We start from the raw sequence: 11405 nt of genomic DNA on the forward strand, positions 1-11405 counted from the left end.
CGTCGGCGCGGTGCTATCCTCGGTCAATGCTGTTCGGCCGGCTCCTTCTTCTCCGCCGCGACGAGACCTCGATCTGACAGGCCTCCCTCGTCGCGGTGTCTCTCGCGGGCTGACCACCATTCCTGAGGAAGAGAAACCCGTCATGAACGACAGTTCCCCCGACACCGCCGCGCCCTCGGCCGCCGAGACCCCGGCCGCCGATCGCCCGTGCACCCTGGCCGAGAAGGTCTGGGACGACCACCTCGTCGCCAAGGGCGAGGACGGCACGCCCGACCTGATCTACATCGACCTGCACCTGGTGCACGAGGTGACCAGCCCGCAGGCCTTCGACGGCCTCCGCCAGGCCGGCCGACCCGTCCGCCGCCCCGATCTGACGATCGCGACCGAGGACCACAACACCCCGACCGTCGGCATCGACAAGCCGATCGCCGACCTCACCAGCCGCACCCAGATCGAGACCCTGCGGCGCAACGCCGCCGAGTTCGGCGTCCGCCTGCACTCCCTCGGCGACATCGAGCAGGGCATCGTGCACGTCGTCGGCCCGCAGCTCGGGCTGACCATGCCCGGTATCACGGTGGTCTGCGGCGACTCGCACACCTCGACCCACGGCGCGTTCGGCGCGATGGCGTTCGGCATCGGCACCAGCGAGGTCGAGCACGTGATGGCCACGCAGACCCTGCCGCTCAAGCCCTTCAAGACCATGGCGATCACGGTCGAGGGCGAGCTGCGCGAGGGCGTCACGGCGAAGGACATCATCCTCGCCGTGATCGCGAAGATCGGCACCGGCGGCGGTCAGGGCTACGTGCTCGAGTACCGCGGCTCGGCGATCCGCGCGCTCTCGATGGAGGGCCGGATGACGATCTGCAACATGTCGATCGAGGCGGGCGCGCGCGCCGGCATGGTCGCGCCGGACGAGACGACCTTCGCCTACCTGAAGGGCCGCCCGCACGCCCCCGAGGGGCAGGACTGGGAGGACGCGGTCGCCTACTGGCGGACGCTGCCGAGCGACGAGGGCGCCGTCTTCGACGCCGAGGTCGTCCTCGACGCGGACGCGCTCGAGCCGTTCGTCACCTGGGGCACCAATCCCGGCCAGGGCGTCTCGCTCTCGCAGGCCGTGCCCGACCCCGACGCGATCGCCGACCCGAACGAGCGCTCCAACGCCCGCCGCGCGCTGGAGTACATGGACCTCGAGGCCGGCACCCCGATGAAGGAGATCCCGGTCGACGCGGTCTTCATGGGCTCCTGCACCAACTCGCGCATCGAGGACCTCCGCGCCTTCGCGTCGATCATCGCCGGCCGCACCAAGGCGCCCGGCGTCCGGGTGATGGTCGTCCCCGGCTCCGCCCGCGTGCGCATCGAGGCCGAGGCCGAGGGCCTGGACAAGGTGATCACCGCGTTCGGCGCCGAGTGGCGCTTCGCCGGCTGCTCGATGTGCCTCGGCATGAACCCGGACCAGCTCGCCCCGGGGGAGCGCTGCGCCTCCACCTCGAACCGCAACTTCGAGGGCCGGCAGGGCAAGGGCGGCCGCACCCACCTGGTGTCGCCGCTGGTCGCCGCCGCGACCGCCGTGCGCGGCACCCTCTCCAGTCCGTCGGATCTGGAGCCCGTCCGCGAGCTGGTGGAGGCCTGATCATGGAGAAGTTCGAGACCGTCACCGGCATCGCCGCGCCGCTGAAGCGCAGCAACGTCGACACCGACCAGATCATCCCCGCCGTCTTCCTCAAGCGGGTCACCAAGACCGGCTTCGAGGACGCGCTCTTCCACGGCTGGCGCCAGGACCCGGAGTTCGTGCTCAACCAGCCGGCCTTCCAGGGTGCGCAGATCCTCGTCGCCGGCCCCGACTTCGGCACCGGCTCCAGCCGCGAGCACGCCGTCTGGGCGCTGCGCGACTTCGGCTTCCGCGTCGTGCTGTCCTCCCGCTTCGGCGACATCTTCCGCGGCAACTCCGGCAAGCAGGGGCTGCTCGCGGCGGCCCTGGCGGAGAGCGACATCGACCGGCTCTGGGAGCTGATCGATGCGACGCCGGGAATAGAAGCGACCGTCGATCTGGTTGGTCGTACGGTCACCGCCGGTGGCGAGACCTTCCCTTTCGAGGTCGACGACTACACTCGTTGGCGCCTGATCGAAGGGCTGGACGACATCGGCCTGACCCTGCGCGACGAAGCGCTCATTTCCGAATTCGAGACCCGTCGCGCGAGCTGGCGGCCCAAGACATTGCCGGTGAAATAGCGTGAACACACTTCTTCAGGACGCCAAGGCGGCGGGAGCACAGGATGCGAAGGCGGCGGGAGCCCGTGTGGGGATGACCACCGAGCGGATCACCATCCACGGCGGGCGGCCGCTGAAGGGCCGGATCGAGCTCAAGGGCGCGAAGAACCTCGTCACCAAGGCGATGGTCGCCGCGCTCCTCGGCGAGACCGCGTCCACCCTGCGCGACGTCCCGGACATCAGCGACGTCCGCGTCGTGAAGGGCCTCCTCGAGGTGCACGGCGTCAAGGTGAAGCAGGGCCCCGAGGTGGGCGAGCTGATCCTCGACCCCTCCAACGTCGAGTCGGCGCACTTCGCCGACATCGACGCGCACGCCGGCTCGAGCCGCATCCCGATCCTGTTCTGCGGACCGCTGCTGCACCGCCTCGGCGAGGCGTTCATCCCCGACCTCGGCGGCTGCCGCATCGGCGACCGCCCGATCGACTACCACCTCGAGGTGCTCCGCAACTTCGGCGCCATCGTCGAGAAGCTGCCCTCCGGCATCCGGATGTCGGCGCCCGAGGGCCTGCACGGCGCCAAGGTGTCGCTGCCCTACCCGAGCGTCGGCGCGACCGAGCAGGTGCTGCTCACCGCGGTCCGCGCGTCGGGCATCACCGAGCTGTCCGGTGCGGCCATCGAGCCGGAGATCATGGATCTCATCAACATCCTGCAGAAGATGGGCGCGATCATCTCGGTCGACACCGACCGCGTGATCCGCATCGAGGGCGTCGACCGCCTGGAGGGCTACACCCACCGCGCGCTCTTCGACCGCAACGAGGCCGCGTCCTGGGCCGCCGCGGCCCTCGCGACCGACGGCGACATCTTCGTCGGCGGCGCCCGCCAGCAGGAGATGACGACCTTCCTCAACGTCTTCCGCAAGGTCGGCGGCGCGTTCGAGATCGCCGAGGACGGCATCCGCTTCTACCACCCCGGTGGCGAGCTCAAGCCGGTCATCATCGAGACCGACGTGCACCCCGGCTTCATGACCGACTGGCAGCAGCCGCTCGTCGTGGCGCTGACCAAGGCCAAGGGCGTGTCGATCGTGCACGAGACCGTCTACGAGCAGCGCTTCGGCTTCGTCGACGCGCTGGTCGAGATGGGCGCGACCATCCAGATCCACCGCGAGTGCCTCGGCGGCCAGGCCTGCCGCTTCGGTCAGCGCAACTTCATGCACTCCGCGGTCATCTCCGGTCCGTCGAAGCTGCACGGCGCCGACATCGTCGTTCCCGACCTGCGCGGCGGCTTCTCGCACCTGATCGCGGCGCTCTCGGCCGAGGGCACCTCCTCGGTCTCGAACGTCGGCATCATCAGCCGCGGCTACGAGAACTTCCTCACCAAGCTCGAGCTGCTCGGCGCCGACTTCTCGCTCGACGCGTAGTCCCGCAGCACCTCCGGCACGTTGGAACGGCTCCGGCTCGCAGAATCCCCCCGATCCTGCGAGCCGGAGCCGTTTCCGCGTGCCGGACATCCCGCCGCCGCTCGTCGGCGCGACCTCCGGCTCGCGGAATCGCCTCCGGCTCGTCGGATCGGCGGGATCCCGCGAGCCCGAGTCGTGTCCGCGTGCCGGAGTCTCGGCCGCACGGTCGCTCCGCGGCTTCGGCCGGCGTCCCGCGGGACCACCCCTCGCGATCGATCCCCGCAGGCCGTGCTGAGGCACGAGTCCCGTTGCGGCGCCGTGCTCAGCGGCTGTCGGGGGACGCGGGCCCGGCCGCCTCCACCCGCGCGCGGAGCCGCCCGTGGAAGCGGTCGACGCTCTCAGCCGATGCCGCCCGTAGTCCGAGAAGCCCCGGCTCCTCGACGAGACGCAGGTCCGCGGACCGCGGCCTGAACCCACGGGACACCGTGACGCCGATCGCGGTCCTGCTCCCGAGGCCGACGGTGCGTCGCTCGAGGGCGCGGATCTCGTCCCAGAGGATCTCGACGCGCCGATCGCCGGCGAGCACCACGAGGGCCTCCTCCGCCGGATCGAGGACGAGGTACGGGTGCAGATCGGGCGTCGGGAGGGTCGGGTCGCCGAACCGCAGCAGGCGCGAGACCGCCGGTCCGCCGACGACCACGACACCGCCGATCGCGCTCGCCTGGACCAGGGCGCGCGGAGCGGTGACGAGGCGCGCGGCGACGAGGACCACCAGGAGCGCGATCGCGACCGCGGCGGTCGCCGCAGCGACCAGGAGCGCGGGGCTCTCCGATGCGTCGGCGAGCACCGCTTCGAGGAGGTGAGGGGCGCGGATCACGTCGACACGGTACCGAGGCGACCCGCCGCACGGTGACGGTGACGCACGGGACGCGTCCGGAGGGGCAGCGCCGCATCGCGCCTGCGCGACGCCCCGAACCGGAGCGCTCCTCCCAGCCGGCGCAGCTCCTCGAGGGTGGCGTCACTCGTCGGGAGTGCCCCAGGCCGGCGCGGGCTCGCCCGGTGGGAGCGCCGCGGCGATGCGGCGATGGAGGAGGACGAGCGTCTGCTCAGAGGCGGGGCTCTGACCGAGCAGCCCCGGATGCTCGACCGGGACGAGCGTGAGCGACCGCGTCCGGCCGCCCCCGGCCCGGGAGAGGTCGACGACGACGGCGTCGTGCCGGCGCAGCCCTCGACGGACCCGGCGTCGCCGGACGGCGCGGACGCGCGACCAGGGGACGATCACGACGTGCGAGCGGAGGGAGACGGAGAGTCCCCTCGCTCCGGGGACGACGACGGCGTAGGGGCGGGAGACCCGCCGCGGGAGGCGGGGCTCCACCCAGCGGAGGACGTCGACCAGGTCTCCGTGGCCCAGCACGACCTCGCCGTCGCTCGCCTCGGCCTCGACGTGCGCGAGCGGGCCGCCGACCGCGCGCGCGACGGAGCGCACGACGACCAGGACGAGCCCCGTGGCGACGGCGACTCCGACCGCGACGAGGCCGGCCCACGCGAGCAGCTGGGCGAGCAGCTCCGGGCTGCGGGTGCCGATCGAGTAGACGGCGACGAACCCGAGCAGGAGGACGAACGCGAGCGTCGGGAGCGCCGTCACCGAATCGGTGAGCCGGTGGAGCGCGGCGGACACCGGGTTCTCGCGTCGCTCGCTCACTCCGCCACGCTAACGCTGCGGCGCCACCCTCCCGTGGTCGGCCGGATCGACGTGCCGGAGTGGTGTCAGCCTGCCGGAACCCGCGAGCGGAGAGCGCGCAGCGGCGGCACGACGGACGTCGTGGGGGAGAGGGGTCTCGATACGCCCCTGCGGGGCTGCTCGACCAGCATGGTCTGCGGGCGTCTCCTCCGGTCGATGCGCGCCCTCGAGCACGGCAGGGCGCTTCATGCTGATCGAGTAGCCCGCGGAGCGGGCGTATCGAGATCCACGCACCGGGGGACGGTGGGTCTCGATACGCCCCTTTGGGGCTACTCGACCAGCATGAGCCCACGGCGCTGCAGCCGTCTCCTCATCGCCGAGACACGGAGCCGCGCCGCCCGTTGGCGTGGGCGGCGGGGGCGGCGGAGCCGGGGTGCGAGGATGAGCGGGTGTCTGAACGAAGCCGCCCGTCCATCTTCTGGCTCCTCGCGGCGTTGGTGATCCCGACGCTCACCGCCTCCGTGGACCTCCGGGTCCGCGACATCGACAAGATCCCGCGCAAGGGCGCGTTCGTGTTCGCGCCGAACCACTACAGCGAGATCGACCCGTTCATCACGGGCTGGGTGCTGTGGCGGGCCGGTCGCGCGCCGCGCTTCCTGGCGAAGGCGTCGCTGTTCAAGATCCCCGTCGCCGGAGCGATCCTGCGCGCCTCGGGGCAGATCCCGGTCGAGCGGGCCGGCTCCGTGCGCGGCAGCGAGCCGCTGAAGGCGGCGAAGGAGCTCGTCGACCGGGGCGGCTCCGTCCTGATCTACCCGGAGGGCACCCTCACCCGCGACCCCGAGCTCTGGCCGATGCGCGGCAAGACGGGCGCGGTGCGGATGGCACTGCAGTACGGACTGCCCGTCGTGCCCGTCGCGCACTGGGGCACGCAGCAGGTCATGGGGCGCTACTCCAAGAGGATCACCCTCTTCCGCCGCAAGCGCGTCGACGTCCTGGTCGGCGATCCCGTCGACCTCTCGGCGTTCCGCGGGCGCAGCCTCGACTCCGCGACCCTCAACGAGGCGTCGACCGTCGTGATGGCCGCGATCACCCGGCTGCTCGAGGAGCTCCGCGGCGAGACGGCACCGGAGAAGCGCTGGAACCCGGCCGAGCACAACCAGAAGGGCACGGGACGCTTTGAGCAGGGGCAGTAGGGCGGAGAAGGCGCCGATCCCCGTGCCGCGCCGCGTCGCCGTCCTCGGCGCCGGCAGCTGGGGGACCACCTTCGCCAAGATCCTCGCCGACGGCGGCTCCGATGTCGTGATGTGGGCGCGGCGGGCCGAGCTCGCCCGCGAGATCACCGAGGCCAAGCGCAACAGCGACTACCTCCCCGGCATCAACCTGCCCCGCAACATCCGAGCGACCCCGCGGATCGAGGAGGCGCTCGAGGGCGCCGACCACGTCTACCTCTCCATCCCGTCGCAGACCCTCCGCGGGAACCTCGAGGCGATCACGCCGTTCCTCACCGAGCGGACCGTCCTGGTCAGCCTGATGAAGGGCGTCGAGAAGGGCACCGGCCAGCGGATGAGCGAGGTGATCTCGCAGGTGCTGCCGATCGATCCGAGCCGGATCGCGGTCGCCTCCGGGCCGAACCTCGCGCTCGAGATCGCCAAGGAGCAGCCGACCGCGGCGGTCATCGCCTCGGAGAGCCTCGTCACGGCGCAGGAGGTCGCGCTCGCCGCGACCAACCGATACTTCCGCTCCTACGTCAACACCGACGTGATCGGGACCGAGTTCGGCGGCGTGCTGAAGAATCTGATCGCCGTCGCGATCGGCATCGTCGACGGCGTCGGCTACGGCGAGAACACCAAGGCGTCGATCATCACCCGCGGCCTCGCCGAGATGACCGACTTCGCCGTCGCGTACGGCGGCCGGCCCGAGACGATGTCCGGGCTGGCCGGCCTCGGCGACCTCATCGCGACGTCGAGCTCGTCGCTCTCGCGCAACAACACGGCCGGGCGCCTGCTCGGCCAGGGCTACAGCTTCGGCGACGTCGTGAAGTCGATGCAGCAGACGGCGGAGGGGCTCTCCTCGGTCGCGCCGATCCTCGAGCTCGCCCGGGCCCGCGGAGTCGACATGCCCATCGTCGAGCAGGTGTCGCAGGTGCTCGCCGGTACGCTCGATCCGAAGGACATCGCGCCGCACCTGACCACGGATTCGGACGAGCCCCAGGGTGAGAGGAACCTCGATGACCAGCAAGCTCGCAGTGGCCGTTCTGTTCGGGGGGCGTTCAAGCGAGCACTCGATCAGCTGCGCAACGGCGGCGGGGGTGCTGCGGGCGATCGATCGTGACCGCTTCGACGTGATCCCCGTCGGGATCACCGCTGACGGCGCGTTCGTGCTCGAGGAGGACCGGCCGGAGAAGTTCGCGCTCGACGCGAGCGCCCTGCCGCGGGTCGAGGACAACGGGACGCGCGTGCGCTGGCCGGAGTCGGCGCTCTCCCGCGAGCTGACCGTCACCGCGGCCGACGGCTCCGTCCGCTCGCTCGGCGATGTGGACGTCGTCCTGCCGATCCTGCACGGCCCGTGGGGCGAGGACGGCACCGTCCAGGGAATGCTCGAGCTGGTCGGGCTGCCCTACGTCGGCTCGGGCGTGCTCGCGTCCGCGCTCGGGATGGACAAGCACTTCACCAAGACCGTCTTCCGCGCCGCGGGCATCGCGGTCGCCCCCTGGTACACCGTGACCGAGGCGGAGTGGCGCGAGGACCCGAGCGACGCGTCGTCGGCCCTCGACGAGCTCGGCCTGCCCGCCTTCGTCAAGCCGGCCCGTGCCGGGTCGAGCGTCGGCGTGAGCCGGGTCGACGAGCGCTCGCAGCTGGACGCGGCCCTCGAGGAGGCGTTCTCGCACGACTCCCGGGTGCTGATCGAGTCCGCGATCGTCGGCCGGGAGGTCGAGATCGGCGTGCTCGGCGCGCGCCGGGGGGAGTCCCCGCGGGCGTCCGTGGCCGGCGAGGTGGTCGTCAGCGGCGGCGGCTTCTACGACTTCGAGGCGAAGTACCTCGGCATGAAGGGCGTCGAGCTGGTCTGCCCGGCCGAGCTCACCGAGGACGAGCTCGCCGAGATGCGGGCCCTCGCGGTCAGCGCCTTCACCGCGATCGGGGCCGAGGGCCTCGCCCGCGTCGACTTCTTCCTCACGGCCGACGGCTTCGTCATCAATGAGATCAACACGATGCCCGGCTTCACGCCGATCTCGATGTTCCCGCGGATGTGGGGCGCGAGCGGCGTCGACTACCCCGACCTGATCAGCGAGCTGCTCGACCTGGCGCTCGAGCGCGTCCCGGCCGCGGTCCGATGACCGAGGCGGGCCTCGGCCTCCGGCTCGAGCCGGGTCCGCGGGCGCCGTTCGAGCAGATCCGCGAGGGGATCACCGCGCAGGTCGCCGCCGGGTCGCTCCTGGTCGGCACGCGGCTGCCCGCGGTGCGGACCCTCGCCGAGGAGCTGGGTGTCGCTCCGGGGACCGTCGCGCGGGCGTACAAGGAGCTCGAGGCCGCGGGGATCGTGGAGACGCGGGGACGCGCCGGGACGGTCGTGTCCGGTGGCGTCGACTCGGTCGAGCACGAGCTGCAGCTGGCGGCCGGCGCGTACGCGGCGCGGGCCCGGGCGCTCGGAGCGACGCCGGAGCGGGCGCTCGAGGTCGCGGCCGCGGCCCTCCGCGGGCCGGACTGACGGGGCGCTCGCGTTCGATATGCAGGCGATCCGCAGACGTCGACGGGAGCCTGTCCCGCGGAAAGCCTTCTCTGTGGCGCGGAACCTGCAGATCGGACGTCCGAGATCAGCCCGCGGGCGTGCTCGGCGGGTCGAGGGTGTCCGTGTCGGACACGTTCGTGCAGGCGCGCTCCTGCGGCAGGTAGGAGACGGCGTTCGCGAGGTCGACGACGGCCGAGGTGCCGGAGGCGCGGCTCTGGTCGACGGTGATCTCGACGGCCGGATCGCGGCCGTAGGTGGTCAGCGTGTAGACGTCGTCGGCGGCCTGCGACTCGTCGATGATCCAGTCGACGCCGCTGACCGAGACGCAGAGCTCGGTCGTCGGACCGGGGGGCGTGACACCGCAGTGCAGGATGACGGCGGCGGGGGTGCCCCAGGCCGCCGTGCCCTGCGCGTTCGTCTCGCGCTCGGGCAGCTCGGCGACGACGTCGGGCAGGCGCACCGAGACCTCGGCGCAGCCCTCGTTCGTCGCGTCGGCGGCCGGCTGCAGCGCCACGGCGGCCGAGCAGCCGCTCAGGAGCAGGACGGCGGCGGCGGCGACCAGGGGGGTGCGGAGGAGGCGGGAGGACATCGACGGCAACGCTAGCGTGTGAACCATGGCACCGGATCCGAGCCCCACCCTGGCCGAGCTCAGCGAGGGCGAGGTCCTCGCGCGGATCCTGCCGAGGCTCGGCGGCGGTGCCGAGACGCTCGTCGGGCCGGGCGACGACTCCGCGGTCCTGCGGGCGCCGGACGGCCGCTTCGTCGTGACCACCGACATGATGGTGCACGGCCCGGACTTCCGGCTCGCCTGGTCCTCGCCGTTCGATCTCGGCTGGAAGGCCGCCGCCTCCAACCTCTCCGACGTCGCCGCGATGGGCGCCCGCCCGACCGCGCTGGTGGTCGCCATCGCGGCGCCGCAGCGGCTGGGCGTCGACGTGCTCGAGGGGATCGCGGACGGTCTCGCCGCGGGCTGCGCGGCGATGGCCCCCGGCTGCGGCGTGGTCGGCGGCGACCTGTCCGCCTCCGCGACGCTGACCCTGGCGATCACGGCCTTCGGCTCGCTCGACGGCCGGCCGCCGGTGCTGAGGAGCGGCGCGCGCCCGGGCGACGTGATCGCGACCGCCGGGCCGCTCGGCGTCTCCGGGCTCGGCCTCCGGCTGCTCTTCGAGCGTGCCCGGACGGACGGCGAGCCCGATGCGGCCGTCGCCCGTGCGCTGCGGGCGGAGCATCCCGAGGTGCTCGACGCGCAGCTGCGGCCGACGCCGCCGATCGCGGCCGGCATCGCGGCGGGCGGTGTCGCCACGGCGATGATGGACGTCTCCGACGGCGTCGTCCTCGACGCCCGGCGGATGGCCCGGGCGAGCGGGGTCGTGCTCGATCTCGATCCTCATGCCGTCGACGCCCACGCCGCCCCGCTGACGGCCGTGGAGGGGATCGACGCGGCACTCGCTCGTGCACTCGTGCTCGGCGGCGGCGAGGACCACGCGATGCTCGCCTGCTTCCCGCCCGGCACGGCGCTGCCGCCGGGGTTCACCGCCCTGGGCACGGTGCGCGAGGGCGCGCCGGAGGTGCGGCTCGGCGGAGTCGCGCTGGACGAGCGCGGCGGCTGGGACCCCTACCTGGGCTGGGACGGCGCCACGGGCTGATCCGCGGCGGCGGGCGGCTCGGCTACTCGCCCGCCGCCGGCGACGCCCACCAGATCGTCGTCTCGCCGTAGTCCTTCCGGCGGTCGCGCTCGAGCCCCGCGGGCCAGCGCGGCTCCGGGCTGCGCGAGCTCCGCTCGACGACGACGACGGAGTGCTCGGCGAGCAGCGGGAGGACACCGGCGAGATCGGCGGCCAGCTCGTCCTCGGGGAGGTCGTAGGGCGGATCGAGGAAGACCGTGTCGGCGTTGACCGCGGGCGAGCCGTCGAGGAACGAGCGGACGGAGGCGATCACGACCTCGATCCGGGGCTTCGGGCGCTTGTTCGAGGCCGCGGCCGTCGCGATCGCGCGGGCGTTCTCGCCGGCGGTCTTCGCGGCCTTCGGGTCGCGCTCCACCAGCAGCACGGATGCGGCGCCGCGGCTGGCCGATTCGAGGCCGAGCGCACCGGAGCCCGCGTAGAGGTCGATGACCGTCGCGCCGTCGAGGGCGTCGCGCGCCTCGAGGGCCGAGAAGATCGCCTCGCGCACCCGGTCGCTCGTGGGTCGCGTGCCGGCGCGGGGGACCCGCAGGGTGAGCGATCCGGCGAAGCCGGCGATGATCCTGGTCACCGTTCCGAGCATAGGACTCGCGCCGAGGGCTGGGAGCCCCCCGGAAGCCTGAGCCGTTTTCCGGTTCGCACTGCGAGAATCACCAGTTATGACGTCCCTCGATGAGACCCGCTCCGCAGTCGGCACCGCATCGGACCGCGG

Annotated in this window: 12 protein-coding genes; 8 read left to right on the forward strand and 4 right to left on the reverse strand. The window is 72.6% G+C overall.

Annotated elements, in window-relative coordinates; all coding sequences use genetic code 11:
- Nucleotides 1–142 precede the first annotated feature (142 nt).
- From leuC to murA, 3 genes are all read left to right on the forward strand, one after another.
- On the forward strand, nucleotides 143–1630 hold the full coding sequence (gene leuC, locus EDF17_RS05595; RefSeq protein WP_123445563.1) for a 3-isopropylmalate dehydratase large subunit: 1488 nt from the start codon (nucleotides 143–145) through the stop codon (nucleotides 1628–1630).
- Nucleotides 1631–1632: 2 nt separating this feature from the next.
- A complete protein-coding gene (gene leuD / locus EDF17_RS05600) occupies nucleotides 1633–2229 on the forward strand; it encodes a 3-isopropylmalate dehydratase small subunit (RefSeq protein ID WP_123445564.1) in 597 nt (198 codons plus the stop codon).
- Between the two features lie 73 nt (nucleotides 2230–2302).
- Nucleotides 2303–3625 (forward strand): UDP-N-acetylglucosamine 1-carboxyvinyltransferase, encoded by a 1323-nt coding sequence (gene murA / locus EDF17_RS05605; protein ID WP_164874434.1) that lies wholly within the window; start codon nucleotides 2303–2305, stop codon nucleotides 3623–3625.
- Between the two features lie 301 nt (nucleotides 3626–3926).
- Here murA and EDF17_RS05610 read toward each other — a convergent pair whose 3' ends face one another.
- A complete protein-coding gene (locus EDF17_RS05610) occupies nucleotides 3927–4481 on the reverse strand; it encodes a hypothetical protein (RefSeq protein ID WP_133671915.1) in 555 nt (184 codons plus the stop codon).
- A gap of 141 nt (nucleotides 4482–4622) precedes the next feature.
- A complete protein-coding gene (locus EDF17_RS05615; protein WP_133671917.1) occupies nucleotides 4623–5306 on the reverse strand; it encodes a hypothetical protein in 684 nt (227 codons plus the stop codon).
- Between the two features lie 428 nt (nucleotides 5307–5734).
- Between EDF17_RS05615 and EDF17_RS05620 the strand changes: the two genes are divergently transcribed.
- From EDF17_RS05620 to EDF17_RS05635, 4 genes are read left to right on the forward strand one after another with little or no spacing between them, the layout of a single operon-like run.
- Nucleotides 5735–6478 carry a lysophospholipid acyltransferase family protein gene (locus tag EDF17_RS05620; protein ID WP_243732795.1) on the forward strand — a complete coding sequence of 248 codons (744 nt, stop codon included), beginning with the start codon at nucleotides 5735–5737 and terminating at the stop codon, nucleotides 6476–6478.
- Between the two features lie 22 nt (nucleotides 6479–6500).
- Nucleotides 6501–7616, forward strand: coding sequence for an NAD(P)H-dependent glycerol-3-phosphate dehydrogenase (locus tag EDF17_RS05625; protein ID WP_173286025.1), 1116 nt, complete (start codon nucleotides 6501–6503; stop codon nucleotides 7614–7616).
- Entirely contained in the window at nucleotides 7513–8619 is a 1107-nt protein-coding gene (locus tag EDF17_RS05630) for a D-alanine--D-alanine ligase family protein (RefSeq protein WP_123445570.1), read from the forward strand. Before EDF17_RS05625 ends, EDF17_RS05630 begins: the two co-directional genes overlap by 104 nt.
- Entirely contained in the window at nucleotides 8616–8990 is a 375-nt protein-coding gene (locus EDF17_RS05635) for a GntR family transcriptional regulator (protein WP_123445571.1), read from the forward strand. Before EDF17_RS05630 ends, EDF17_RS05635 begins: the two co-directional genes overlap by 4 nt.
- A 106-nt stretch (nucleotides 8991–9096) precedes the next feature.
- Here the strand turns inward: EDF17_RS05635 and EDF17_RS05640 are convergent, their stop codons facing one another.
- On the reverse strand, nucleotides 9097–9600 hold the full coding sequence (locus EDF17_RS05640) for a DUF3515 domain-containing protein (protein ID WP_123445572.1): 504 nt from the start codon (nucleotides 9598–9600) through the stop codon (nucleotides 9097–9099).
- A gap of 25 nt (nucleotides 9601–9625) precedes the next feature.
- Between EDF17_RS05640 and thiL the strand changes: the two genes are divergently transcribed.
- The gene (gene thiL / locus EDF17_RS05645) at nucleotides 9626–10657 is read left to right on the forward strand and encodes a thiamine-phosphate kinase (protein ID WP_123445573.1); all 1032 of its coding nucleotides are present in this window, start codon (nucleotides 9626–9628) and stop codon (nucleotides 10655–10657) included.
- 22 nt (nucleotides 10658–10679) lie between these two features.
- Here thiL and EDF17_RS05650 read toward each other — a convergent pair whose 3' ends face one another.
- Entirely contained in the window at nucleotides 10680–11264 is a 585-nt protein-coding gene (locus tag EDF17_RS05650; RefSeq protein ID WP_123445992.1) for an RsmD family RNA methyltransferase, read from the reverse strand.
- Nucleotides 11265–11405 lie beyond the last annotated feature (141 nt).

The sequence above is a fragment of the Rathayibacter sp. PhB1 genome, assembly GCF_004362935.1.
In the GTDB taxonomy this organism is placed as follows: domain Bacteria; phylum Actinomycetota; class Actinomycetes; order Actinomycetales; family Microbacteriaceae; genus Rathayibacter; species Rathayibacter festucae.

What these genes read in the sequence shown, in the direction of transcription:
- EDF17_RS05640 (WP_123445572.1), bottom strand. Translation starts at nt 9,600, where the DNA reads ATGTCCTCCCGCCTCCTCCGCACCCCCCTGGTCGCCGCCGCCGCCGTC.
- thiL (WP_123445573.1), top strand. Translation starts at nt 9,626, where the DNA reads ATGGCACCGGATCCGAGCCCCACCCTGGCCGAGCTCAGCGAGGGCGAG.
- murA (WP_164874434.1), top strand. Translation starts at nt 2,303, where the DNA reads ATGACCACCGAGCGGATCACCATCCACGGCGGGCGGCCGCTGAAGGGC.
- leuD (WP_123445564.1), top strand. Translation starts at nt 1,633, where the DNA reads ATGGAGAAGTTCGAGACCGTCACCGGCATCGCCGCGCCGCTGAAGCGC.
- EDF17_RS05630 (WP_123445570.1), top strand. Translation starts at nt 7,513, where the DNA reads ATGACCAGCAAGCTCGCAGTGGCCGTTCTGTTCGGGGGGCGTTCAAGC.
- leuC (WP_123445563.1), top strand. Translation starts at nt 143, where the DNA reads ATGAACGACAGTTCCCCCGACACCGCCGCGCCCTCGGCCGCCGAGACC.
- EDF17_RS05635 (WP_123445571.1), top strand. Translation starts at nt 8,616, where the DNA reads ATGACCGAGGCGGGCCTCGGCCTCCGGCTCGAGCCGGGTCCGCGGGCG.